The 23,984-nt window shown below is 42.8% G+C and carries 23 protein-coding genes; 4 read left to right on the top strand and 19 right to left on the bottom strand.

The genetic code is table 11. From position 1 onward, the window contains the following. Positions 1 to 91: 91 nt before the first annotated feature. Together ACTNB3_RS16045 and ACTNB3_RS16040 are read right to left on the bottom strand one after the other, a co-directional pair. Positions 92 to 1,123 (bottom strand): 3-deoxy-7-phosphoheptulonate synthase, encoded by a 1,032-nt coding sequence (locus tag ACTNB3_RS16045; protein ID WP_427808614.1) that lies wholly within the window; start codon positions 1,121 to 1,123, stop codon positions 92 to 94. A gap of 21 nt (positions 1,124 to 1,144) precedes the next feature. Then, complete coding sequence (locus ACTNB3_RS16040; RefSeq protein WP_441026835.1) at positions 1,145 to 2,164, bottom strand: alpha-hydroxy-acid oxidizing protein; 1,020 nt, start codon at positions 2,162 to 2,164, stop codon at positions 1,145 to 1,147. A gap of 231 nt (positions 2,165 to 2,395) precedes the next feature. Between ACTNB3_RS16040 and ACTNB3_RS16035 the strand changes: the two genes are divergently transcribed. After that, complete coding sequence (locus ACTNB3_RS16035; RefSeq protein ID WP_427820731.1) at positions 2,396 to 3,277, top strand: DUF4352 domain-containing protein; 882 nt, start codon at positions 2,396 to 2,398, stop codon at positions 3,275 to 3,277. A 63-nt stretch (positions 3,278 to 3,340) separates the two neighbouring features. Here the strand turns inward: ACTNB3_RS16035 and ACTNB3_RS16030 are convergent, their stop codons facing one another. From ACTNB3_RS16030 to ACTNB3_RS15980, 11 genes are all read right to left on the bottom strand, one after another. Next, a complete protein-coding gene (locus tag ACTNB3_RS16030; protein WP_427808620.1) occupies positions 3,341 to 4,792 on the bottom strand; it encodes a 4Fe-4S dicluster domain-containing protein in 1,452 nt (483 codons plus the stop codon). Positions 4,793 to 4,985: 193 nt separating this feature from the next. Further along, a complete protein-coding gene (locus tag ACTNB3_RS16025; RefSeq protein ID WP_427820730.1) occupies positions 4,986 to 6,314 on the bottom strand; it encodes a permease prefix domain 1-containing protein in 1,329 nt (442 codons plus the stop codon). Continuing rightward, the gene (locus ACTNB3_RS16020) at positions 6,301 to 6,642 is read right to left on the bottom strand and encodes a PadR family transcriptional regulator (RefSeq protein ID WP_427808624.1); all 342 of its coding nucleotides are present in this window, start codon (positions 6,640 to 6,642) and stop codon (positions 6,301 to 6,303) included. The genes ACTNB3_RS16025 and ACTNB3_RS16020 overlap by 14 nt, the downstream gene beginning before the upstream one ends. 402 nt (positions 6,643 to 7,044) lie before the next feature. Then, a complete protein-coding gene (locus tag ACTNB3_RS16015) occupies positions 7,045 to 8,424 on the bottom strand; it encodes an alanine/glycine:cation symporter family protein (protein WP_427820729.1) in 1,380 nt (459 codons plus the stop codon). Between the two features lie 62 nt (positions 8,425 to 8,486). Next, positions 8,487 to 9,473: an SGNH/GDSL hydrolase family protein gene (locus ACTNB3_RS16010; protein ID WP_427808628.1), complete on the bottom strand. Its 987-nt coding sequence runs from the start codon at positions 9,471 to 9,473 to the stop codon at positions 8,487 to 8,489. Next, positions 9,460 to 11,049 (bottom strand): MBOAT family O-acyltransferase, encoded by a 1,590-nt coding sequence (locus tag ACTNB3_RS16005; RefSeq protein ID WP_441026832.1) that lies wholly within the window; start codon positions 11,047 to 11,049, stop codon positions 9,460 to 9,462. The genes ACTNB3_RS16010 and ACTNB3_RS16005 overlap by 14 nt, the downstream gene beginning before the upstream one ends. 1 nt (position 11,050) lies before the next feature. Beyond that, the gene (locus ACTNB3_RS16000) at positions 11,051 to 11,278 is read right to left on the bottom strand and encodes a phosphopantetheine-binding protein (protein ID WP_427820727.1); all 228 of its coding nucleotides are present in this window, start codon (positions 11,276 to 11,278) and stop codon (positions 11,051 to 11,053) included. Then, positions 11,244 to 12,461 carry a diaminopimelate decarboxylase family protein gene (locus ACTNB3_RS15995; RefSeq protein ID WP_441026838.1) on the bottom strand — a complete coding sequence of 406 codons (1,218 nt, stop codon included), beginning with the start codon at positions 12,459 to 12,461 and terminating at the stop codon, positions 11,244 to 11,246. The genes ACTNB3_RS16000 and ACTNB3_RS15995 overlap by 35 nt, the downstream gene beginning before the upstream one ends. Continuing rightward, entirely contained in the window at positions 12,461 to 14,017 is a 1,557-nt protein-coding gene (locus ACTNB3_RS15990; protein ID WP_427820726.1) for an amino acid adenylation domain-containing protein, read from the bottom strand. Before ACTNB3_RS15990 ends, ACTNB3_RS15995 begins: the two co-directional genes overlap by 1 nt. Before the next feature lie 171 nt (positions 14,018 to 14,188). Next, positions 14,189 to 15,787, bottom strand: a complete 1,599-nt coding sequence (locus tag ACTNB3_RS15985; protein WP_427808640.1) for a putative ABC transporter permease subunit — start codon at positions 15,785 to 15,787, stop codon at positions 14,189 to 14,191. Further along, complete coding sequence (locus tag ACTNB3_RS15980) at positions 15,781 to 16,494, bottom strand: ABC transporter ATP-binding protein (RefSeq protein ID WP_441026830.1); 714 nt, start codon at positions 16,492 to 16,494, stop codon at positions 15,781 to 15,783. The genes ACTNB3_RS15985 and ACTNB3_RS15980 overlap by 7 nt, the downstream gene beginning before the upstream one ends. A gap of 107 nt (positions 16,495 to 16,601) precedes the next feature. On the opposite strand from ACTNB3_RS15980, the gene ACTNB3_RS15975 reads away from it, so the two are divergent. Then, the gene (locus ACTNB3_RS15975; protein ID WP_441026828.1) at positions 16,602 to 17,060 is read left to right on the top strand and encodes a hypothetical protein; all 459 of its coding nucleotides are present in this window, start codon (positions 16,602 to 16,604) and stop codon (positions 17,058 to 17,060) included. 10 nt (positions 17,061 to 17,070) lie between these two features. Next, positions 17,071 to 17,256, top strand: a complete 186-nt coding sequence (locus tag ACTNB3_RS15970; protein ID WP_427808646.1) for a helix-turn-helix domain-containing protein — start codon at positions 17,071 to 17,073, stop codon at positions 17,254 to 17,256. A gap of 6 nt (positions 17,257 to 17,262) precedes the next feature. Here ACTNB3_RS15970 and ACTNB3_RS15965 read toward each other — a convergent pair whose 3' ends face one another. The 3 genes from ACTNB3_RS15965 to ACTNB3_RS15955 all read right to left on the bottom strand — a co-directional run bounded on the left by ACTNB3_RS15965 (position 17,263) and on the right by ACTNB3_RS15955 (position 20,418). Then, positions 17,263 to 18,273 (bottom strand): alpha/beta hydrolase, encoded by a 1,011-nt coding sequence (locus ACTNB3_RS15965; RefSeq protein WP_427808648.1) that lies wholly within the window; start codon positions 18,271 to 18,273, stop codon positions 17,263 to 17,265. 25 nt (positions 18,274 to 18,298) lie between these two features. Continuing rightward, the gene (locus ACTNB3_RS15960; protein WP_441026825.1) at positions 18,299 to 19,870 is read right to left on the bottom strand and encodes an AAA family ATPase; all 1,572 of its coding nucleotides are present in this window, start codon (positions 19,868 to 19,870) and stop codon (positions 18,299 to 18,301) included. A 368-nt stretch (positions 19,871 to 20,238) separates the two neighbouring features. After that, on the bottom strand, positions 20,239 to 20,418 hold the full coding sequence (locus tag ACTNB3_RS15955) for a hypothetical protein (RefSeq protein WP_427820722.1): 180 nt from the start codon (positions 20,416 to 20,418) through the stop codon (positions 20,239 to 20,241). Positions 20,419 to 20,778: 360 nt separating this feature from the next. Between ACTNB3_RS15955 and ACTNB3_RS15950 the strand changes: the two genes are divergently transcribed. Next, positions 20,779 to 20,964: a hypothetical protein gene (locus ACTNB3_RS15950; protein WP_427808656.1), complete on the top strand. Its 186-nt coding sequence runs from the start codon at positions 20,779 to 20,781 to the stop codon at positions 20,962 to 20,964. Positions 20,965 to 21,143: 179 nt separating this feature from the next. Here ACTNB3_RS15950 and ACTNB3_RS15945 read toward each other — a convergent pair whose 3' ends face one another. From ACTNB3_RS15945 to ACTNB3_RS15935, 3 genes are read right to left on the bottom strand one after another with little or no spacing between them, the layout of a single operon-like run. Then, on the bottom strand, positions 21,144 to 21,884 hold the full coding sequence (locus ACTNB3_RS15945; protein ID WP_441026823.1) for a DeoR/GlpR family DNA-binding transcription regulator: 741 nt from the start codon (positions 21,882 to 21,884) through the stop codon (positions 21,144 to 21,146). A 36-nt stretch (positions 21,885 to 21,920) separates the two neighbouring features. Further along, entirely contained in the window at positions 21,921 to 23,567 is a 1,647-nt protein-coding gene (gene ptsP, locus ACTNB3_RS15940; protein WP_441026821.1) for a phosphoenolpyruvate--protein phosphotransferase, read from the bottom strand. A gap of 26 nt (positions 23,568 to 23,593) precedes the next feature. After that, positions 23,594 to 23,851 (bottom strand): HPr family phosphocarrier protein, encoded by a 258-nt coding sequence (locus ACTNB3_RS15935; protein ID WP_427820896.1) that lies wholly within the window; start codon positions 23,849 to 23,851, stop codon positions 23,594 to 23,596. Between the last annotated feature and the right edge of the window lie 133 nt (positions 23,852 to 23,984).

Genomic DNA, 23,984 nt, shown 5'->3' with positions numbered 1-23,984 from the left:
CCCCCCCCCCCCCCCCCCCCCCCCCCCCCCCCCCCCCCCCCCCCCCCCCCCCCCCCCCCCCCCCCCCCCAAAAACCTTCCCCGCTGTCTCTTTAGCATTCTTCTGCTATCTTATAAATTAATTTTTCCGTATCTTCCCATCCAATACATGGATCTGTGATCGATCTTCCGTATTCCATATGAGAACAGATATCCTGGCGGCCTTCCAGCAGATAACTCTCTACCATAACCCCTTTCACCAGTCCGCGAAGATCCGGATTGTATTTCCGTGTATGCAGCACTTCGCTTACAATTCTCAGCTGCTCTTTGTACTGTTTATTCGAGTTAGAATGGTTGGCATCTATGATAACCGCCGGATTCTTCAAATCTTTCTTATAATACAGACTCTCCAATCTTCTCAAGTCTTCATAGTGATAGTTCGGAATACAGGTTCCGTATTTATCAACACCGCCTCGTAGAATCACATGTGCAAGCTCATTTCCGTCTGTCGACACATCCTGTCCACGGTAAATAAAGCGATGTCCGCTTTGTGCAGCCACAACGGAATTCAGCATGACTCCCAGATCTCCACTGGTCGGGTTCTTCATGCCGATGGGAATATCCATACCGCTTGCTGTCAGACGATGCTGCTGATTCTCAACGGAACGGGCCCCGATTGCTTCGTAAGATAAGATATCATCCAGATAACTTCTGTTTTCCGGATACAGCATCTCATCGGCAGCGGTCAGATGCGTCTCTTCAATCGCACGGATATGCATTTTTCGGATCGCGATAATCCCTGCCAGAAGATCCGGAGCCTTATCCGGATCCGGCTGATGCAGCATTCCTTTATATCCTTCTCCTGTTGTTCTGGGTTTATTCGTATAAATTCTTGGAATGATCATCAATTTTTCAGAAACTTTTTCATTTACTTCAGCCAGACGATTCACATATTCGCAGACAGAATCTTCATTATCCGCTGAACAAGGTCCGATAATGACAACAAATTTATCGGATTTTCCAGTAAAAATATCTCTGATCTCCGCGTCTCTTTTTGCCTTGATCTCCTTGATCTTTTCCGATAACGGATATTCATTTTTCAAATCTGCCGGCAATGGCAGTTCTGCATTCACTTTCATCCCCATAACTTTTTGTATCTCCTTTATCTAGCAGTAACGCACCATATCTCTGGTGATTTCACTCAGAGAATGTGCCCCGCACATCTGCATCGTGTCTTTCAGTTCAGCTCCCAGCTTTTCAATATAGGTCTTCACGCCTTCTGCCCCGCCTCCATACACAGAAACAACAAACGGTCTGCAGATCAGAACTCCGTCTGCTCCGAGTGCAAGTGCTTTAAAGATATCTGTTCCGGAGCGGATTCCGCCGTCCACCAGAATCTTCATAGAATCTCCTACTGCGTCTGCAATTTCTTCCAGGACTTCTGCCGTCGCCGGGCACTGATCCAGAACACGTCCTCCGTGATTGGAAACCACGATTGCTGCTGCTCCTGCTTCTTTTGCTTTCAGCGCTCCTTTGACCGTCATAACACCTTTCACGATAAACGGCACGCCTGCCATATTCACAATTTCCGCAAGTTCCTTGACGTTCATGCTTCCTGCCGGCGGTGTCATGTTTTTCAGAAACGGAAGTCCGGCAGCATCCACATCCATGGCAACCGCAAATGTTCCTGATTCGATCGCCAACTGCATTTTCTCCTGAATCGTTTCCAGATTCCACGGTTTGATGGTCGGAACACCCATGCCGCCGCTCTCCTTGATTGCCGCAGTCGCTCCTTCCATAACCAGCGGATTCACTCCGTCTCCGGTAAATGCCGCAATTCCATTCTGCGCACATGCAGATACAAGAACCTGATTATAGGAAATATCATCATATTTCTCACTATAATGTAAATTCACTGCACCAACCGGACCGGCAAAAAACGGATACGCAAACTTCTGTCCGAACAGCTCACAGGATGAATCTATTACTCCTCCGTCACAGATGGTATCCATGTTTACACGGATCTCCTGCCATTTCTCATAATTGCGAATAGCCGTGTCCCCAACACCTTTCGCTCCCGGTCCCGGTATCTGTTTCCCACATGCTTTTCCATTACATACCGGACAGGCTTTACAATAATTTCCTATCGATTCTCTTGCATTTTCAAGTACCTCTTTATAATCCATGTTCTCTGCCTCGCTTTCTTCTATCCATCGGTATTTTTCTTACCCAAATGAAGCCGATACTTATGATAATCATAACACTTTCCTATCCGGAAAACAAGAAATCCATTCCATGGATTTCTAAATATTCTGTGACCTTTACTTGTTTTTTTACTTTGATATGCTATAATGTCCACATAGGCACTTAAATTTGCATACAGCAAAATTAGAGAAATATATAGAGGAGAGTACCATATGAAATGCCCCAGATGTGGATCTGATGTACGTCCCAGTAAAAAGTATCCGGGATATTATCTCTGCGATTCCTGCCGGAAACGTTATCCGGCAACATCCCTGATACCAGATGAGACTGATGATGATCATACAGATTATACACTTTATGATACAGAAGATGCAATAGAACCTTCGGAACCGGAAAAGCCCGGACGGAAGACTGAACGGTCAGAAGGCAGCAACCGGAAATCAAAAGGTTCTTCCCCCAAATCAGGCAAACGTTCTTCATCCAGTCAAAGCAGATCCGGAAGAAGGTCCAAAAAGAAAAAGAAACAATTAGCAGGAATGATTCTGATTTTCCTGCTCGCAGTCATCCTGATCGTAGTTGTCGCCGTAAAATCCGGTCTAATCAGCAAAGATCTACTTCCGTTTACAAAGTCATCCCAGGATTCTCAGGATCCTCAGACAGATGATACCACAAAAACGGGTGGAGATGACACCTCCTATGCACTTGGCGACACCGCTACGCTGAATGATATCTCCATTCAGGTAACCGATTACGAGGAATCCAAAGGTGACGAATGGGCTTCCCCTCAGGAAGGCAATGTATTTGTCTTTGTCAACCTTACGATTACCAATCAGGCGGAAAAGGATATCACCGTCAGCAGCATGGCAAGTTTTGAATCCTATTGTAATGAAATAAAGCTTGACTATAGCGTCAATGCTTTTACCGCCCTTGCCGCGAACACGGACCGTCAGCAGATGGATGGTTCCATTGCTCCCGGTTCTTCACTAAGTGGGTATCTCTGTCTGGAAGTTCCGACAGACTGGATGAATCTGGAGATTCACTATACCGATCAGGTCTGGAAGGATGAGGGTGTCGTATTTAAAATATCAAAATAATCCATGGTCTCAAATTAGAATCTAAAAAAAGGGAGCGCCTCAGCACTCCCTTTTTAATAATGTTTATTCTCTGTGCATAGAGAATGAAGTCTCATCATAATTCTTCAGGTTCTCACAGATTCCTCTCGCATCTGCTTCTTTGATCAGCGAATCTCTGGATTTCTTTGCGAGCATCTGATCTTTAAAAGCACTTGGTCCTCCGACACATCCGCCTTCACAAGCCATTCCTTCGATGAAATCCTCAGGCAGACGTCCGACTTTCATAAGCAGCAGTGATTTCTTACATTCAACTGCACCATTTGCCTTGTACACTTTAATATCCAGTTCTTCACCGGCTTCCTTCATACTCTGCATCACAGCATCCGAAACACCGCCGGAATTTCCGAATCGCTTTCCAAATACAGAAGATTCCTGATAAGTATTGTCTGCCGGTTCCAAAGCAACGCCCTTCGCACGCATAATTGCACGGATTTCACTGTAAGTCAGGGCATAGTCTGCATTTCCTTCAATCCTCTGATCTGCAATCTCTGATTTCTTTGCAAGACATGGTCCGATAAATACGGTAACCGCATCTGGTTCTTTTGCCTTCACCAGGCGGGAAACTGCACACATCGGAGAAACCGTTGTAGAGATCATATCACTCAATTCCGGATAATGCTTCCGTACCAGATTGACAAATCCCGGACAGCAGGAGGTTACTTTTTTACGTCCGTCTTTATAGGCTTCAACCCATTCTTCTGCTTCATATTTCGCAGTTAGATCACCACCAAGTCCCACTTCAATGAAGTCCGTAAATCCAACTTCTTTCATTGCTTTTTTCCAGCTTTCCATGGTGATGTCCACACCGAACTGTCCTTCTGTTGCCGGTGCCAGCATCGCGTATACTTTCTTACCGGATTTGATTGCTTTAATTACATTTACAATGGAGGATTTGTATCCGATTGCTCCGAACGGACAACTGTGAACACATTTTCCACAACGAATACACTTTGAATCATCGATAACGGAAATACCATTTTCATCATAATAAATCGCATCTACCGGACAGCTGAATTTGCATGGTCTCTTCAAATGAGCAATTGCATTGTACGGACAGGCCTGTGCGCATTTTCCACATTCTTTACATTTGGAAGCATCAATGTGGGAACGGTCACGTCCCGCTTCAATTGCACCGAATTTACAGGCATTGATACATGCTTTTCCCAGACAATTCTGACAGTTTTCTGTCACAACATAGCTGGAAATGGGACAGTCCTCACATGCCGAACTGATAACCTGTATTACATTTCCATCATTCTTAATTCCAGGCGCTTTTCCTTCAGCCAGACGAACACGCTGTCTGATAATCTCACGTTCCTTGTAAATGCAACAACGGAACTGCGGGAGCGGGCCCGGAATCAACTTCATTGCAATATCGTCCTTATGCTCCTCAAGTTCCCCGTCAAAAGCCAGACGTGCTACTTCTTCCAACACTTCATGTTTGATCTTGATTACATTTGCGTCTGCGTTTCTCAACTTCTTACCCTCCAAAAAGAATTTTCTCAATCATAATAATGTATCTCGTTTCTGATTCAAATCATAACATGAGTTTTCTTCTTTTCCCAGTCATTTTTTTAACAATCTTGTACTATTTTGCATACAATGTACAAGTCTCGAACACAATGTTCTGTTTTCGCAAAACGTAACCCAAACTCATGGATTCAAAAGGTTATCCCGCTTTCACAACATTCTGATTTCTGGTAATAGACAGTAGAATCCCCATATACAAATAGGTAACCATCATATTACTTCCTCCATAGCTAAAGAACGGCATATACACCGATACAGGATAAAAAACTCCTGAATTCGTCCCCAGATACACCAGAATCTCCGCGGTCATCATCAAAACACATGCCATTCCGACCACATAGCCGAGCTGATTCTTTTGTTTTCGCACGATCCAGATCAAAACCCCCAGGAACCCTGCCAATGCAAGTGTGAACAGAATCCCCTGCCATGTTCCAAGCACTTTAAAAATAAATACCCAGACATAATCACTTCTCACTTCACTCCAAACCATATTTGTTGATTCATCAATTATGAGTCCTTCTCTTCCCGCAACTGCATCTGCTGCATTTTTCAGATTTTCCAAAACAATCTGATATAAACAATTTTCGGAAGACTGAAAGCGGAATATCTGCTTCATCCTATCGCTCTGATACGTTGCAAGAAATACCTGACCTGCAGACATCATGATTCCCAAAATCCCCACAGGCAGCAAGACTGTCGTTCCGGCCATCAGTATGTACTGGCGCTTTTTCTCTTTTCCGAACCACCGCTTATGAACGGCAAGTATTAAAATGCATCCCCCTGTCATATAAAATAAAATCATATACACACTGGAATTTAAAACCAGTGGAAGCACTGTTGATAATACCAATATGAGAATACATTTCATCATCCCTTGTTTTCCTGCTCCGCGGAAGTGAAAAACAACACCCGCAAAAACCGGAACCAGAACACAGTAAAACAGTCCCTGTTTTGGATACATTCCATTCACGGTTCTGCCGAATACCCGGTATACTGCCATCATCATCATCATTGCTGCCCAGATCCGGAGTGCATATTTGCCAAGCAGCGTGTAATCCACAAAACAGACTCCCAACATCAAAATGCTTCCTGCTGCCGTCCACAAAATAAACCTGAGTCCCGCCGGATCATAAGATGCTGCGAGGTAATCGCCTGCTCCGCAGAGTATTGCTGTTCTCTCCAGAAAAACCTGTATGGCAACTCCCGATATACCAAGCATGACGATCATAGCAATCAGTCTCATATCCATCTTCGGTCTGTGGATCCTGTCAAGCTGTACTCCTGCCTCCACCGGATCTCCCATCTCCCTCACAGCCGCTTCTTCTGCTTCCGCTTCACTCATGCCCTGCGCCATAAAATCCAGCTTCTGGTCGTCAATATGGGCCTGATATTCTTCTTCAATCATCGGCCTTGCCTTTTTGCAGCGGATCTGGTCAGTCAAAAGCTTCAAATAATCAAGCCGGGTCATAGAGCGCACCTCCCAACACATTCACAACGGCCGTGGAATATTCCTTCCACTCTGCTTTCTTTGCAGCAAGCTGTTTCTTTCCTTCCCTGGTCAACCGGTAATATTTACGAAGCTTACCGCCATATTCCTGTTCATAAACGGTCAGCCATCCCTTTTCTTCCATTGAATGCAGAAGCGGATAAAGAGTCCCCGCCTTCAGTTCAAAGACATTATTCGACTTCTCCCTAAGCGTCTCAATCATCTCATAGCCATACATATCTTTCTCTTCCAACAGCTTCAATATCAGCATTGCTGTGCTTCCGGAAATTAAACTTTTATCTACTGCCATAAATACTTCCCCTTTCATGTGTTGATCTTCGATATATCGATAATCTATATATTTTACATTTTCATTATATCTCGGTAATCTATATATGTCAAGTGATTCTTTCCGTATTCTGAAGCTGCATCATATAGAGAATACATTTTTTATAAGTACTTTAGATGTTCTTAATATTTTTCAAAATTTCTTAAGTCCATGGTCACATTCTTTCCATATTTTACTATTATACTTAAAGCATAAATTAAAAGGACGCCGGCAATCATAGATGATACCGACTCTGTATGGATGTCAGGATGTCCGCCTAAAAAATCAGGTGCCCGCCCAAAGGGCAGACACCTTTAATATAGATCCTCTCTTTTCTCTCAGCCGATGCAGCATGTATCGGCTTTTTATTTATCACAATATGAATTACTTTCCTCCGTCTTCTTTCATACTCGTTACAACCACACCCGTCAGCGCGAACAGGGCGATTGCATTTGGAATAACCATTAGCTGGTTAAACATATCGGAAAGTTCCCATACAAGATCGTTGGATGCAAGTGTTCCAAGGAAAATAAACACCAAAGCAATCATAAGAAACGGCTTGGTTGCTTTCGGTCCGAACAGATAATTCACATTGATTTTCGCGAACAGATTCCATCCGAGAATCGTGGAGAATGCGAAGAAGAACAGGCAGACTGCCACGAAAGCGGATCCTAGTTTTTCTCCATAGACTACTCCGAATGCGGTCTGTGCGAGATTCGCTTTATTTAATGTTTCCACCACGCCACCTGTATATCCTCCCGCAAGAGGTCCATCAGCTGTATATAATGTGGAAATAATAACCAGCGCATTTAAAGTCAAAACAACGAATGTGTCAATAAACACACCTGCCATAGCAACTGTTCCCTGTTCATGTGCATTCTTAACCTGTGCAAGCGCATGAGCATGCGGTGTAGAACCCATGCCGGCTTCGTTTGAGAAAAGCCCTCTCTTTGCCCCCTGGCTGACAGCAATTTTTAAAGCTGCGCCCAGGCCACCGCCAATGATTGCCTGTGGCTGGAATGCATACCGGAAGATCATGAAAAATGTAGCAGGAACGTATTTAATACGGGCAATCAGCACCCCCAGCGCTCCTAATAAGAAAACAGCTGCCATGACCGGAACGAGTTTTTCAGTAACAGAAGCAAGACGGTCTACCCCACCCATAAAGATAAAAGCGCAGATCACAACCAGGACAACACCAACGATCCATGAAGGGATGCCAAATGCTGTGTGGATTGTGGAGCCAATGGAGTTGGACTGTACCATACATCCAAAGAAACCAAGCGCCAGAATGATTGCAACTGCAAAGAATCCGGCCAGGAATTTTCCTAATCTGCCCTGGAATGCCCTGGTTATATAGTACACCGGGCCTCCCTGGATATTCCCTTCTGAATCCTTGATTCTCGTCTTTTGTGCAAGAGTTGCTTCTGCATAAATCGTTGCCATTCCCAGAAATGCAATGATCCACATCCAGAAAATGGCTCCCGGTCCACCGGTAAGAATCGCTCCAGCAGCTCCTACGATATTTCCCGTACCTACCTGAGCCGCGATTGCTGTTGCTACAGCCTGGAATGAGCTCATTCCGCCTCCGTGTGCTCCTCCCTTAAAAGAAATATCCCCGAAAATTTTCTTAAGACCGGCTCCAAAACACCTCACCTGAACGAACCTTGTCTTAATTGTGTACCAAAGTCCAACTGCCACCAAAAGAAACACCAGAATATAGTCCGACAGATAAGCATTAATTGTTTGAACAATTGATAACATAGTTTTTCCTCCTCACCCATCTCTTTTCCACATTATATGCACAGACTATCCCTGCGATTCCTTTACTTTGCTGCCATTTGTTCCAAATGTAATTGCGCCTTCTGTTCATACTCTCGCGCCTCTTTTTCCCAGCCCCTGTAAGAATTTTCTCCCCGGTGATCCGGAAGCTCATAGTGCTCCTCCAGATAGTCTCCCAGATACTTTGTCACTTTCTCTGCTCCTGACAGATTCAGATGATCTCCCTTATCCAGGCTGTCCGTTTCCCAGTCGATTCCTATTTCATCCAACCTGAGATTCATATCCAGGTAATCCAGAGAATTAGATTCTGCATAAGCACTGATACTGTTATGTCGTCGGTAATTACAATTGACCGGCGATGGGGTTCCCACTAGAAGAAGCTCGGCACCCTTTTTATAACAGAGTTTTTGAATACTTTCCATATATTTAACCACGATATCAGGCATCTCTTCTTTTTGTTCTGTTTCCAGCATGTAATTTCCTTTTTTATATGGCTGAACATCACAGCGGAACGAAAACCCTTTATAACTCTCTTCCGGATACTTTTTGTCGATCAGAAATGATTTCCAGATATCATGTCCGCGAAAAATCGGAATATAATAATTTCCCCATGCCTCTATGGTTTCCTTGATCCCTTCCAGCCCCGTTCTTCCCCGAAACAAAGTGTTCGTTTCCAGTATGACCAGCTTCGGAGACTGCGTCTCAAAAGCAGTTTCCAGCATATGATAGGTTTCCTGGATCTTCTGTCCTGACTGTCCGCATACATATCCTGTAATTCCATGCTCCTCCCACAATTCCATCGGTGAAATAGACGCATAACTCAGGCTGTCTCCCAGAACAATCACATCAATGCTGTCTTGGGGTTCCCTCTGGATCCGAAACAGACTTTTGTTCCTGCTCTGCACGAGATTGTCATTTTTAATCAGGGCAATCTCCATTCTTTCTGCCATCAATTCAAAAATCACGAATAAGATTGCCAGAAAGAGGGCAACTTTTCCTGCTCTCTTTCCTATATTTTTAAAATCCTGCATAAATCATATCCACCTGCTGATAACCGATTCCATATGCTCCCAGAATTACAACTGCCAAAATCAGGCCATAATAAATCGCCCATCTCATCGGCAGACATAATTTCTGAAGTCCTGCCTCTCCCAGCAGATTCCTTTCTTTCATCATTCCTACAATTGCCACAACCACGCACCCGACCACAACGACCAGATAATCTGCTTGATCGAGTCCAAATGTCAGCATGGTTCCATCCCACAGTCGTTGTAGTTCAAAATTCCGAAACATGCTGAAGAACATCGAAATTCCTGCACGCAGTCCGTTTGCCCGAAAGAACAATTCTCCGGTAAAAATGATCATCCACGTTTTGAGGATCTGAATCAACCGGAAATACCATGCATTTTCATTGATGTGACATGCGTCAAGCACCTTATTTCTGACAGGCTCTATCGCAATACCGCCGAGCAGAATCACAAAATAATACATTCCGTAAAAAATGTAACTCCACCTTGCTCCATGCCAAAGCCCATTGCAGATCCATACCGGGAACAGTGACAAAGCTGATACGCCCAGCTTTGTCAAATACTTTCCCAAATGCTTTCTTCCGAATTTATTCCATCTTTTCACCAGTCCGGAAACGGAAACCGGATAAAATACATAGGTCTTAAACCATACGCCAAGTGTAATATGCCAGCGTCTCCAGAATTCTGCCGCGCTCCGCGAAGCAAACGGCTGTCGAAAATTCTCGGGAAGCGTAATTCCGAACATCCTTCCGCTTCCAATAATGATGTCCATACATCCGGAGAACTCCATGTAGAGCTGAACCGTATAGGCAACTGCCGCTGCCGCAATCATAACACCGTGATACATTTCATAATGTTCAAAGATTGCCTGCACAAATACATAAAGTCGGTCCGCAATGATCATTTTCTTGAATAGTCCCCAGAGAATGCGCACGCTGCCCTTTGAGAGATTCTCTCCGGTTATCGGTGCCCCTTGCCAGAGCGCGTCTGCCATTTGCGAATACATGCTGATCGGACCTTCCATGATCTGTGGAAAAAAGCCCAGAAAAAGAGCAAGCTTTCCGGGATGCTGCTCTACTTTCAATTTTCCCCAATATACATCCGCCATATAGCCGATTGCCTGAAGCGTATAGAAAGAGATACCAATAGGAAGGAGAAGCTCTTTTGTCTGTAATGCATACGAGCCTCCCCAAGCTCCTATTATTGCATTTATATTCTTTGCAAAGAAATTATAATATTTCAAGTATGCAAGTGCCAAGAGTAATCCAAGGATACCACCTATAAGGATCCATTTTTCTTTCTGTTTATATCGCTTTTTTACGATGCTGCTCTCTTCTTTAGTCAGTCCGGAAACTGCAGTTTCGCACTGCAGTTTCATCCAGGACATCCAGACACCAATATAATGAGTAAACAATGTTGTGCCGATCAGATACAGGACTAGTTTTCCGCTGATCATCCAGAAAAACACATATCCGGAAAGGAGCAGTGTCATCCACCGCAGCTTTTTCGGAGTCAGCTGATAGACCAGCAGTACAACAGGCAGAAACACGAACAGATAAATCGACGTATGATAAGCCATGTTAATTCTCCTTCAGCCTTTGTATCATCTTCCAGATCGCATCCACAGAATTCAGATTCTCAGGAATGATCTCCGCTGCTTCAATTTCAATGTCAAACTGTTCCTCCAGTTCCGCAATCAGTGAAATCACCGCAAACGAATCCAGAAGTCTGTCATTTACAAGCGCCTTCTGTGCCTTCCAGTCAATACTGTCATCAATCTCCATTAATATATCCAATAATTTTTCCATCTTTTGTCTCCCTTTCCATATTCCATTCGTAAGTCTGCTGTTCTTCCCGTACGAGCCGCCAGCCCATCTCTTTGCTGTAGAACACAGCCTGCGGCAGTTCATGGCTTAAAAATAAAGCCATTCCTTCCGTCATTGCATATGCTCCGGCCCGTTCAAATATCAACACATTCCCTGCTTTCAGATCTGTGAATTCAGCCCTCTGTACCAGCACATCATTCACCGTACACAAAGATCCACAGATCGTCCATTCGCGTTTTGTTCCCTGACTTTTTTCAGGGCTGACGCGGATCCTCGGCAAATACATGCCACGGATCTGCCCGTCATAATGGATCTGATGGATTCCTCCGTCTACGATGCAGTAATAATGATTCCCATTTTTCTTTGTATCTCTGACCGTGGTAAGATAGTACCCGCAGGTTGCCGCAAGTGCACGCCCCATTTCCAGCATCACACTTCCTTTCCATCGCATTTTTGCAAGTGTCTCCGCAATTTCTTCAACATCCGCTTCTAAATGATCCGTCTGGCCCTCGAAATACGAGACCGCAAGTCCCGGTCCGTACTCCAGTTCTTCGATCTGATAGCCCGTTCTTTCTTCCAGTTCACAGCAAAACTGATCCAGATATGTCAGTTCCTTCCTGATCTTTTCAGCCGATTTCTTCTGTGTCCCGGAAAAATAATGAACCCCCTGGATCTTCAGATACGGACACATCTTTCGGATCGAGATCAGATTCCGAATCGTCTCCTCATCCATCCCGAACTGATTTCCGCTGGTCAGCCTTAGATATACCGGAATAACCTCATGATTGCTATCACACCAGTCAGCCATATAATGGAACTGATTCAATGATTCGACTGTATATGTGCACGCTCCCCGGTAGAAATTCATAATTTCATATAGATCTTCTTTTTTCTTCAGGACACCTGATATGAAAAGTTTTTCTGGTTCGATCTGAAGCTTGCGGCAAATCTCAAATTCCCCCATGGAGCATACCTCGATCCGATCCGTAAGCGCAGCCATTTGTTTCACAAGAAATGAATTTGCTTTCATCGCAAAGCAGATTCCTGCTCTTCCCCGAAGCTTCTCCTGAAAGAACGCGACCGTTTCGGAGAGCCGGTCAATATCATAGATATAAAGCGGCGTTCCATACTTCATGATGCCATGTTCCAGACATTCCATTTCCATCACATTCCCACCTCCAGTTTTTTTCTGAAATAATTTCTGTCAGTCTTTCCGTTTTTATTTAACGGCATTTCCTCCGTTTTTTGTATTTTGTGGGGAATCATATAAACCGGAAAATGCTTTTTCAAATATGCTCTGACATCTCCCGGATCCGCCCCACCCAGGTAAAATGCGATCAGTCTGTTTCTCCGCTCATCCATCAGACAGCAGCTTCTCTCTACACCTTCCACCTGATTCAGTGTGCTTTCGATCTCTTCCAGTTCAATGCGATGTCCCATATGTTTGATCTGGAAATCCTTCCTGCCGGAAAAATAAAGCATTCCTTCATCATCGTAATATCCAAGATCTCCGGTGCAATAGCACCTCTCTTCTTTCTGTCCGGAAAAGTGAATCATCCGGAACCGTTTCTTCGTTTCCTCCGGATTCCTGTAATATCCTTCAGACAAGGATTCCCCTGCCACACAGATTTCTCCGATTTTTCCCGGCACCTGTAGGATCTGTTCCTGCTCATCCAAAAGGAACACCCTTCGCCCCGGAAAGGCTCTTCCGATCGGAAGCTTTTCCCCATCTGCATACATCCGCTCAACCGGATAATAAGTACAGTTGCAGGTGATTTCCGTTGGACCATACAGATTGACAAACGAAGTATCCGGCAATGCTTTCTGCCACATCCTAAGCTGTCTGACCGGCATGACCTCACCACTGAATCCAATCAGCCGTACGCCGCGAGGCACTCGATAATCAAGTCCTTTCAATGCCGTCACCATGCTAAGCGCCGATACCGCCCAAATGAGAACAGTCACTTCCTTCTCACAAAGATAATCTAACAGCTTCGAAGGTAATGAAAATAATTCTTTCGGTATTAATACAAGCGCAGCACCTGTTGATATACTTGTGTAAATGTCTTTTACAGACACATCAAAATCGAACGGCGCCTGATTTCCGATTCTGTCTTTATCATGAAATCCAAACGCCTCTACAAAATGAGTGATAAAATCAATCACTGCCTGATGGCTGACTACTATTCCCTTCGGTGTTCCCGTCGACCCTGATGTAAAAATCCCATACAGCAAATCGGTACCACGACTCTGCCGGCGTATCTGCTGCAAACGCCCGATATCGGCTTCTCTCTCGATAGTATCCCGGAGAATATACTTTCTTTTTGTGTAACCCGCCTCATCCAACAGCATTTCATTTTCGTTATTCAATACAACAAGCTGCGGTTCGAGTATTTTCAATATTTCCCGAACTCTCGCCGCCGGCTGGGACGGATCAACCATCACATAAAAACATCCGGCATAAACCACACCGAACATAGCCGCGAGTGTCCTTGCACTCTTTTCTGCCAATATAACGACCGGCTCCCCCTGATCGCATATTTCGCAGAACAGCGTTCCCATTCTCTGCGATAGATCTTTCATTTCTCTCCACGAAAGACAAAACGTACCATCATCCACCGCTGTTCTGTCCGGATATTTTCTCTCAGTTTCTTCCAGAAATTCCAGGACATTACATTTCTTATCTGATTTCATTCCTGTTTTCGTCTGAAAATCCTCCATATTTCTACTCCTCTTAAGATATTTCAAAGTATTTTCCCTTTGATGAGGCCATTATAACCCCCATATCTTAATCCTTTCAGACACAAACCCTTAAGAAATTCCAAAGAAAAAATGGGTAAAATCCGAAGTTCGGATTTTACCCAATCATTTCCCAATACTATTTTCTTCCTTTTACAGCGCCGCAAACACTTCTGTTCCTCTCTTTTTAATCCAGGTATAGAGTCCTGCAGAAATCAATAATGTCAGTGCAGCAACTATGGTAAGATATATCACCATTCCGATTTTGTATGCCCACATCAGGTAGATGCCACATAACGCCACCGAATAAATCCAGCCGCCAAACATCGCCACCATCACGGCCACGCTCTGTTTAATCGGTGCAATTTCATTGGTCCAGGTCAGATTCGGCATTTTTAATCCCAGTGTAAGTCCAAGCAGAGCAGAAAATACGACATAAGCGCTTACCGTCAAGAGCACAAGAAGAATCTGAACCGGTGAATATGGAAGTACAAACAGAGTACATCCCAAACAGAACAGTGCCGGAATTCCCGTCAGAAACAACTGAACCGATAACTTGGCGCGCAAGACCTGCCATGGCGTAACCGGAAGAGACTGTGCAAGCCAGATATTCTTCCCTTCCAGTGAGACAGACGGAACCACCATATCATTCATAGAAACCAGCACACAGATCATGGTACATACCAGTACGGGAGTCGTCCCCGTTTCTGCACCGAACACCTGATTCAGAATGCTGATAATCATGCCTCCTTTTACAAGAAGAAGTATGCCGCAAACCGGCAGAATCAGAATGCCCAGTCCGCAATTCAACATATAATTCGGACTCGCAGTAAACCTACCGAATTCCTTCGCAAGAAGAGCCCGGGAAACACTCCTCATTTTTACCGTCTTTTCTTTATATACTGCTCTGGCAGTTTTGCCGGAAGCTGTCGCTATCTTAAGAAAGCTCCGTGACAATAATGTCCACATTACAGCAAACAACGCAAGAATGATCGCTGCCATCAGAGTGATCGCCAACCAGTCCCCTTCCCCGATTCTTCCGAATAAGTAAAGCAAATATGCTTTTCCTTTGATCTTTCCGCCGTATTCCGCTGCATTTGCAATCAGAACACCTATCATGGACTGCGCCTTAAAATAGAAGAAATAATATGCACCGAGAAAAGCAAGCGATACAAATACGGTGATAAAGCTCTTATTCTTCAGCTTCAGACTGATCTTTGCAACGACCCATCCAAGTGCCGCCGAAAGTGTAAGTACAAAAATCGAGATCAGCGCGATCAGCACGACTCCACCCAGAATTACTGAAACATTTACCGGAGCAAAGATCCAGTACACAATGACTGCCGGCACGATAACCACCGCCGCGTACATAAATCCCAGCAGAAAGACTCCAAGAAGGCGTGACACCATGAGCGTGCGAACGGGAATCGGCATGGCAAGCAGAAGATCGTTATCTTTGGCAAGATATAATCCAGAGTATGTATTAAACACACTTCCGAATACTCCCAGAAAAATAGAAAGCAGCCCCATAATCGCAAAATAAAGCCAGCCCATACCGGCTGATGAGAGAGCCGGACAGATCGTCATAGAAAGAAATGTGAACATTCCTCCCAGAAGGCCGATCATAATAACCCCAAATAAGATCATATATCCAATCATCGATAGTTTAGACCGCTTTTTATTCTTCTTCGCGTCATAGAAATATCCACGAAAAATCTCCATCATCTGTTTTTTGACGAGTGTTTTTAGCATGATTCTCCCTCCAATTCAAGGAATACTTCTTCCAGAGAGTCATCTCCTTTGACTTCTTCCATCGTTCCGGAACGGATGAGCTTTCCGCCTTTGATAATGGCCACCTTATCACAGAGCTTTTCCGCCACCTCAAGTACATGCGTAGAGAAGAAAATTGCTCCGCCCTGATCACACACCTCACGCATCATCCCTTTCAGGAGATGGGAAGCCTTGGGATCCAGACCAACAAATGGCTCATCCATAATGATCAGCTTCGGATCATGAAGCCATGCCGAAATAATTGCCAGTTTCTGCTTCATTCCATGGGAATACGCAGCAATAGGCTGTGCCAGATCATCCGTCAGTTCAAACAATTCTGCGTATTTTCGGATCCGTACCTGTCTCACCTCAGAGGACACCCCAAAAATATCAGCGATAAAGTTGAGATATTTGATTCCCGTCATAAAATCATAAAGATCCGGATTGTCCGGAATGTAGGCGATCTGTTTCTTGCAGGTAAGCGGATCCTTCTGTATGGACATTCCGGCAATCGTAATCTCACCGGCATCAAACTGCTGAATGCCGACCACAGACTTCAGCGTCGTCGTCTTTCCGGCACCGTTATGACCGATGAAACCATAGATCTCGCCCGGAGCAATATGAAGACTCAGATCATCGACTGCCTTTTTCTCTCCAAATGTTTTCGTTAAATGTTCAATATACAGCATAGTATTATTCTCCCATTTCTTCTGATGTTACTTTTGGTCTTGTAATTTTGTTAATACTATCATACAAAAAAATCCACCATTATACTAGGTGGATTTCTTATAGATATGTGTCAATTTTAGAGATATTGCAGCTGTTACACGAAAATGACCAAAGGGCGCTGCTCGTGGCAAGATGCTCCGTCCCTACGAAACCAATTAATCAGAACATTGTTCACATTGAAAAATTTACTGGTGAAGCTAAGATTCTGTTTATTGGTCTGTCCATAGATTTTGTCAAAGAGTTACTGGGATCTCACAAGGCAGCTTATTTTCCTAAAGAAGAAACTGCTTCTGAAAACTCAGTATTTCAGTTTATGTCCTCAAATTTACAAAAAGAGAAAGGTAAAAACTATTTAGATTTTTTTCCGGCCTTCCAGAATCAAAGTCATCTTTCAGACCTGCATAAATTATCTGATCATTTGCTTCATGCAATGCTGTTTCCAAAATTAGGCTCAACATTTGCCATAAAAGCGTTAATCTGTGAATTATTTCAATATCTCGACACAAAAGAATACTATCGTTCATAAATATACCGGTATGTGCCTTTATGATTATGGTATGACATTTACACTAAAGAAAGCGGAGCATCTTCTATCTGATACAACCGCTTCCATTTCTTCTATTGCTTTGCAACTTGGTTTTAACAACCGAACACATTTTTATAAAATTTTTAAAGGAAAATATGGCATTACCCCAGGAGAATATCGGGAAAAATTAAGATAAACTAATTTAACTTACAAAGATCTTATCCAGCCATGTAAGTGCCAGATCCGGCCACTGCATGGCGGATTCATCTGCATGCTGTTCCTCCATCTGCCGGATTCCCACAGTTGCTTTCGTCCATTCCACGGCAAACTCTTTCAGTGTTTCTGCTTTGGCAGAAGGAGCAAGCATCGTCGGCACCATCTCCGGCCGCACATTGTACAACGTCTTTAATGTCTGCCATTGCTGCATCATCGTATAAATACTGTCTTCCCCAATATTGTTCGTTGCCCACTCTTCATTTGCAAGGCTCATTCCATGTCTTCCTTCCATAAATAAATGTAATTCACACGGAACTCCCGCATTGTGGCATGCTTTTGTATACATGATACTATTCTCCACCGGCACCGTCGCATCCGTAAATGTCTGCCACAGAAAAGCCGGAGGCGTGTCAGCTGTCACCTGTTTTTCCAGACTTGCCCATGTAAGTTCCTCCTCAGATGCATCTTTTCCAAGAAGCAGATCAAAACTGCCGCGATGCGCTTTTTCTCCACTTGTGATCACCGGATAACAGAGAATCACTGCATCGGGACGATTAGAAATCTCAGCATACGGCTCTTTCGTAAGCTCCTGATCCTGATAATGAACCGCAAGACTTCCTGTAAGATGAGCACCTGCTGAGAAACCGCAGCAGACAACTTGATCGCACTTTATACGCAGACATTCTGCAAAGTTCCGGATATAACGCACAGCTCTGGAAATATCCCGAAGCGGCTGTTTTTTAAGCGGTGCAAGCTGATACATATTGATCGTATAAGTAAGAACAAATGCCTGATACCCTGCCTCATAAAATCGTTTCGCTACAATTTCGCCCTCTGTCGGACTGACAAAAGCATATCCGCCGCCCGGCACCACGAGCATTGCCGGATGAACATCTTCATCTTCATGAAGATAAGCCGTGATATTGGGAAGAAATTCTCCCGCACATGGATAAGTATAATCCTCTTTGTTCCATAAATTAATGGTCTGCTTTTTCATTTCTATACTCCTTTTTATTGCGCATTCAGTGCGTGAGTTCTTCTATTTTACATTTATGTTCCTTTGTTTTTTTATCATAACTGATTCCAACCAACAGAAGATTCCCCTGATATTCTTCCAAAGCTTTCGGATATTTTTTATCCTTTATCTGTTCAATCGCACTCTCCGTAACCTGATTCCATTTTAACTCTACCAAAAGAGCCGGCTTGTCCGGAAACTGTTTTCTTGGGATAAAAACAAGGTCTGCCCTTCCTTTTCCGGCAGGTAACTCCCTTATCACTGTATAATAATTTTTCGCAGCGTAGAGTGCAAGAGATATCGTATAACTAAGCGCATTCTCATCATTATATTGGAAATAGGATGTTTCCAAATGGGACTGTTCGATTGCCCACGCTACATATTCTTCATTTTGATTCCATATAGCCTGCAGAGTTTCCCTCGACAACTCCAAAGCTTTCGTAACTTCTCCCCAATCAGAATTCCGCACCGCATTTGCAAATTCATTTAGAATTTCATTATTGGGTATAAACGCTTCTTGATACTGCGAATCATATCCCAAATATCCAAGATGTATCAAAAGCGTCAGTACATCATCCCGAGAAGCAAATGAAGTCATGTCATTATTAAAACTGCCTATATCGATACTGACAGAATCCCCTTGCATCATACGGATAATCTGATTTTTCAGGCCATCATAATTTAAATCAATATATATTTTCAATGCTTCATACGTTTCCGTCTGATTCCAATAATTATTAAACACACCTGATAGAATACTAAATACCACAGATTGTGGATTATATACAGCCCCGACATTTCTTAACCTGTAACCATTGTACCACTGCTTCATTTCTTCAAAATCCGCATGATATGTTTCACAGAGATTTTGAACCTCCGCTTCTGTAAATCCAACAAATTCTGCCAATTCTCCTGCATCTGTCATAGAGAATTCTCTGAACATATTCAAAGCAGAATGGGTTCCGTATTTTTTAATAGACAGAATTCCCGTCATATATACAAGATGGATATATCCTTTATCTTTCAGAAAATCCCGAAGAAAATCCAGATATTGCTTTTGTCCGGCCAAATCATCCTTACATTCCCTCAATACACAGTCCCATTCATCTATCAGAATAATAAAGCTCCGTCCCGTTTCTGCATAGATATCCTGCATAGTCTGAATCAAATCTTCAAGATCAAAATAATCCACATGCGGATATTCCCGTTTCAGTTCACGTGTTACCAGCTTTATCAGCAGTTTCAGCATTTCCAAAACATGATGAGTTCGACTCAAGAACTCCTGCATATTCAGTGCGATAACATCATACCTGTTCAGATAATCATGAAAATCAGGACTGTTTTCAATTTTCAATCCATCAAACAGTGCTTCCGAATCACATCCTCTGCTATAATATGCAGCCAGCATGTTTGCCGCCATGGACTTTCCAAACCGACGGGGTCTGCTGACACAGATACATTTTTGTGAGGTATGCAAAACTTTATTCGTATATTTAATCAGTTCAGATTTATCCACATATATTTCAGAATTTCTTGCTTCACTGAATTTATCGTTAGAAGGGTTTAAATAAATGCCCATTCAGCCACCTCCCGAAAATACTTTACCTATATTTAGTATAGAGATTTCCAGAAGAAAATACAAGTAACGAAAGCCAGAACCGACATTTTTTAACGTACAACCACTTTTGTTTCTGCTTTTCATCCTCAACGACAATTGTCATTACCTATGTTATTTCGGGGGGAACTTGATTTCGTCATTGTGGGAGTACATAAACACTATCGCGCCGGTGACTGTTGCTTCATCAACCAGAAAGTCCGCATGTAGAAAGCTATCAACGTGCCTTCTGCGCTCTTTATCTCAGTTTTCGCCCCGGATTCTTCTACGATTTCCCCTCTTCCTCCCAGCGTGAAATTCCGGATCTTGTGAATTTCATAAAGCGGAACACTTTACAGAACGATCAGGTGGATTATCTTGACTTTATCGCCTCTTCTTCTGACATTTTTTACAGGAACACGTTCCGCATTCTGCAATGTTTTGAGCAGATCATAATGGAACTGGTTCAAAAAGAGCCCGGCTGCATGGATATCGTATACGGTTACCCGAAACGTTTCTTCGCCATACTGCAAGCTCCCGGCTGTTATACCTGCCTGAATACCCGTTTTTTATCCCGAAGGAGAAAATACGGAGTATCCCCGGGCGAATACCGCTCTTCCAGAGGCTAAGCGATATCAAATTTTCCGTTCTTTTGTTTCCTAATTTTCATTGACCCCCTGGCCCCTTTCTGCTATATTAAATTCACGCATTCTTCCATACGGAAGTCATAGACATTTTTCAAATAAACAATTCAATTCTCCATTCTATGGAAATCTGAATAAAAACTCTCAAGCATTCCATGATTTGTCCTTTGATAGTTTAATAAGGCTTTACACTATTTTCAAATTTTCCTATAATGTAAGTATATTCTTACATGGAAGGAGTACGAAAGGATGAACGAATACATGCCAAGTGACAAAGAGATGATAAATAATCTGATTGATTTATATTCTATTCTTCAACAAATCAAGCAAAGCAACGGTAATCACGAAAACAAAACACTTGATTACCAGATCAAAGTCACAACCGCCAAGTTATCATCAATGGGGGTTAATGTCGAAGATATTACTTTAAACTAATTACCGGAATAAACTATTACTAAGCTTCAAGGTGTAAAGTCTTATTAAACCATCAAGACTTGAAGAGTGGTGGGGTGGGGGTAAAGGAACCAGTCCCCACCTCTGTTTCACCTTTTTTATCCGGATGACCAAAGGGCGCTGCTCGTGGCAAGATGCTGGGGGCAAATGCTCCGTCCCTATTAACACAAAACTATTTCCGGCATATCTTTAAATTCTTCTGGAATTTGATCACTTAAAATATTTCTTCCTTTTAATTCCGAAAAAGTGACAGAGCTTATCACATTATACTTTGAATAATCTCCCAGGACATATACTCTTTTGCATTGATTCATTGCTGTTTTCTTCACAAGTGCTTCATTAATATCAGGTGTTGTAAAACCATGCACTTTGCTTATTCCATTTGTACCAAAAAATCCTTTTGTAAAATGATAATTTTTAAGTGCCATCACAGCTTCACTTCCAATAATCGCTTCTGTAGAGCTTTTTAATTCTCCACCGATCATGAAAACACGTACTCCTTCTGCCGCAAGTCTCTGTGCATGTGCAACTGCATTTGTCACAAATGTTGCACTTCTTTCCTCAAGATATTCAATCATGTATCCTGTTGTGGTTCCTGCGTCCAAATACACAAAATCTTTTGGTTCAATCAAGGACGCTGCATATTTCGCTATTCTCTTTTTCTCTTCTATCTGAACTTCTGTCTTTTGTGCTACTGTAGGCTCTGATGACAAAACTGAATCTTCCAGTGCGATGGCACCTCCAAAAACTTTCACAAGTCTACCAGCTTTATCAAGAGCTGTAATGTCTCTTCTTGCTGTCGATTCTGAAATATTCAATAATTCTGTTAATTCATTTACAGTTATGCTGCGTTTTTTCTCTAAAACTTCTAATATCAACGCATAACGCTGTTCTGATAGCATATGATCCTCCGATTCTTTTCCGGCTTCATGAAAAGTCTACTTTCGGTATTCTTTGTACTCCTTCACATTTGTCTCTCGCACAATTTTACGGATAGGTAAAATGTTTCCAGGAGATACCGACAGTTCATCAACTCCCATAACCAGAAATTCCTTTGTAAGTTCGCGATCTGCACCAAGTTCTCCGCAAATTCCTACCCAAATACCGGCTTTATGTGCATTATTCACTACCATTGAGATCATCCGCAGTACTGCCGGATGATGGGGATCATAGAATTCATCAAGTGCTGTATTCTGCCTGTCTATCGCCAGTGTATACTGTGTCAGGTCATTCGTTCCAATACTAAAGAAATCCACTTCCTTTGCCAGTTGATCACTTATCATAACCGCTGCAGGAGTTTCAATCATAATTCCCTGCTCTGGCTCTCTATACTCAACACCTTGTTCTTCCAATTCAGCCTTCACCTGTGTGACAATATCCTTGATTCTTTGTATTTCTTTTACACTGGTTATCATAGGATACATGATTGCAATCTTCCCATACACACTGGCCCTGAAAAGTGCCCGAAGCTGTGTTTTGAATATTTCCGGACGTTTCAAACAAATTCGTATTGCTCGACATCCCATGGCTGGATTCTCTTCTTTTTCCATCTTAAAATAATCACATTGTTTATCTGCACCGATATCCAATGTCCGGATAATAACACGTTTTCCAGCCATAGTTTCTGCTACAGCCTTATATATTTGAAACTGCTCTTCTTCTGTCGGGTAATCCTCTCTCTCAAGATAAATAAATTCACTTCGAAATAGCCCAATTCCACCTGCATCATTCTGTAAAACTGTTGCCAGATCTTTTGTATTACCAATGTTAGCATATAACAGAATTTTTTGACCGTCAAGTGTGATATTCTCCTTACCCTTTAAGGTTTCAAGTAATTTCTTTTTCTCTAATTCGATCTTCTGAAGCTCTTTCATTTTACCTAAAGTCACTTCATCCGGATCTACATAGATAATGCCGTTTGTACCATCTACAATCCCAAGTTTTCCATTTACCGTATCATCTACCGGAAGCTTTGTTCCGACTAATGCCGGAATCCCCATCGTTCTGGCAAGTATTGCAGAATGTGAATTCAGCGAACCGTGCACGGTTACAAAAGACAACACTTTATCCTTATCAAGCTGTACTGTTTCGGACGGTGCCAGATCATCCGCAACGATAATTGAAGGTTCTTGAGATTCTACACCTTGAGATTTTTCCCCTTGCAAAACGGTTAATAATCGTTCAGATATGTCTTTTACATCCGCTGCACGCTCTTTCATATAATCGTCATCCATCGAAGAAAACATCTTCGCAAAATTATCTGCAGTCTGTGCTACCGCATATTCTGCATTGACTTTCTGCATTTGAATCATATTTTCTATGGATTCTGCATAATCATCATCTTCCAGCATCATCTGATGAATTTCAAAAATTGCCGCATTTGCCTCGCCGACTTCTCTCAATGCCTTGTCATATAATTCCTGAAGCTGCTGAATTGCAGTTGCTGTCGCTTCATGATAACGTTCTACTTCTTTTTCGACATTCTCTATTTTTAACCGCTTTACCTGTTGCTCTGCTTTACTATAAACACTAATTTTTCCTATGGCAATTCCGCCGAATACACTTTTTCCTTTATATATCTGCATCGTCCATATCTCCTCAATGCTATGGTTTACAGGTTCTCTTTCATAAATTTGCTAATTGATTCGTATGCAGCCTCTTCATCTGCGCCTTCAAACGTAATAGTTACTTCATTGTCTTTCTTAACCCCAAGTCCCATAATTCCAAATATTTTCTTACAATCACCGGTTTTTCCTTCTTTTGTAAGCTTAATACTACATTCAAACGCCTTTGCCGCCTTAACTAATTCTCCTGCCGGACGAGCATGGATTCCTTCTGCATCGGTGATCACATATTTAAATTCTTTCATATCTTTTCTCTCCTTTTCCCTGTGGTAGTGTCAAAAACTACCTGTTTTTTTGTTCCAAAATTCAATAAAAACCTTGATTTTATGGGAGAATGCAAATAAAAAGAGCATTGACCTCCCTTTTTCTGGTATAATG

The organism is Bariatricus sp. HCP28S3_D3 (assembly GCF_052065755.1).
Classification (GTDB): domain Bacteria; phylum Bacillota; class Clostridia; order Lachnospirales; family Lachnospiraceae; genus Allocoprococcus.
This window is presented reverse-complemented; position numbering and strand designations above follow the sequence as displayed.

What these genes read in the sequence shown, in the direction of transcription:
- ACTNB3_RS16045 (WP_427808614.1), bottom strand. Translation starts at nt 1,123, where the DNA reads ATGGGGATGAAAGTGAATGCAGAACTGCCATTGCCGGCAGATTTGAAA.
- ACTNB3_RS16040 (WP_441026835.1), bottom strand. Translation starts at nt 2,164, where the DNA reads ATGGATTATAAAGAGGTACTTGAAAATGCAAGAGAATCGATAGGAAAT.
- ACTNB3_RS16035 (WP_427820731.1), top strand. Translation starts at nt 2,396, where the DNA reads ATGAAATGCCCCAGATGTGGATCTGATGTACGTCCCAGTAAAAAGTAT.
- ACTNB3_RS16025 (WP_427820730.1), bottom strand. Translation starts at nt 6,314, where the DNA reads ATGACCCGGCTTGATTATTTGAAGCTTTTGACTGACCAGATCCGCTGC.
- ACTNB3_RS16020 (WP_427808624.1), bottom strand. Translation starts at nt 6,642, where the DNA reads ATGGCAGTAGATAAAAGTTTAATTTCCGGAAGCACAGCAATGCTGATA.
- ACTNB3_RS16015 (WP_427820729.1), bottom strand. Translation starts at nt 8,424, where the DNA reads ATGTTATCAATTGTTCAAACAATTAATGCTTATCTGTCGGACTATATT.
- ACTNB3_RS16010 (WP_427808628.1), bottom strand. Translation starts at nt 9,473, where the DNA reads ATGCAGGATTTTAAAAATATAGGAAAGAGAGCAGGAAAAGTTGCCCTC.
- ACTNB3_RS16005 (WP_441026832.1), bottom strand. Translation starts at nt 11,049, where the DNA reads ATGGCTTATCATACGTCGATTTATCTGTTCGTGTTTCTGCCTGTTGTA.
- ACTNB3_RS16000 (WP_427820727.1), bottom strand. Translation starts at nt 11,278, where the DNA reads ATGGAAAAATTATTGGATATATTAATGGAGATTGATGACAGTATTGAC.
- ACTNB3_RS15995 (WP_441026838.1), bottom strand. Translation starts at nt 12,461, where the DNA reads ATGGAAATGGAATGTCTGGAACATGGCATCATGAAGTATGGAACGCCG.
- ACTNB3_RS15990 (WP_427820726.1), bottom strand. Translation starts at nt 14,017, where the DNA reads ATGGAGGATTTTCAGACGAAAACAGGAATGAAATCAGATAAGAAATGT.
- ACTNB3_RS15985 (WP_427808640.1), bottom strand. Translation starts at nt 15,787, where the DNA reads ATGCTAAAAACACTCGTCAAAAAACAGATGATGGAGATTTTTCGTGGA.
- ACTNB3_RS15980 (WP_441026830.1), bottom strand. Translation starts at nt 16,494, where the DNA reads ATGCTGTATATTGAACATTTAACGAAAACATTTGGAGAGAAAAAGGCA.
- ACTNB3_RS15970 (WP_427808646.1), top strand. Translation starts at nt 17,071, where the DNA reads ATGTGCCTTTATGATTATGGTATGACATTTACACTAAAGAAAGCGGAG.
- ACTNB3_RS15965 (WP_427808648.1), bottom strand. Translation starts at nt 18,273, where the DNA reads ATGAAAAAGCAGACCATTAATTTATGGAACAAAGAGGATTATACTTAT.
- ACTNB3_RS15960 (WP_441026825.1), bottom strand. Translation starts at nt 19,870, where the DNA reads ATGGGCATTTATTTAAACCCTTCTAACGATAAATTCAGTGAAGCAAGA.
- ACTNB3_RS15950 (WP_427808656.1), top strand. Translation starts at nt 20,779, where the DNA reads ATGAACGAATACATGCCAAGTGACAAAGAGATGATAAATAATCTGATT.
- ACTNB3_RS15945 (WP_441026823.1), bottom strand. Translation starts at nt 21,884, where the DNA reads ATGCTATCAGAACAGCGTTATGCGTTGATATTAGAAGTTTTAGAGAAA.
- ptsP (WP_441026821.1), bottom strand. Translation starts at nt 23,567, where the DNA reads ATGCAGATATATAAAGGAAAAAGTGTATTCGGCGGAATTGCCATAGGA.
- ACTNB3_RS15935 (WP_427820896.1), bottom strand. Translation starts at nt 23,851, where the DNA reads ATGAAAGAATTTAAATATGTGATCACCGATGCAGAAGGAATCCATGCT.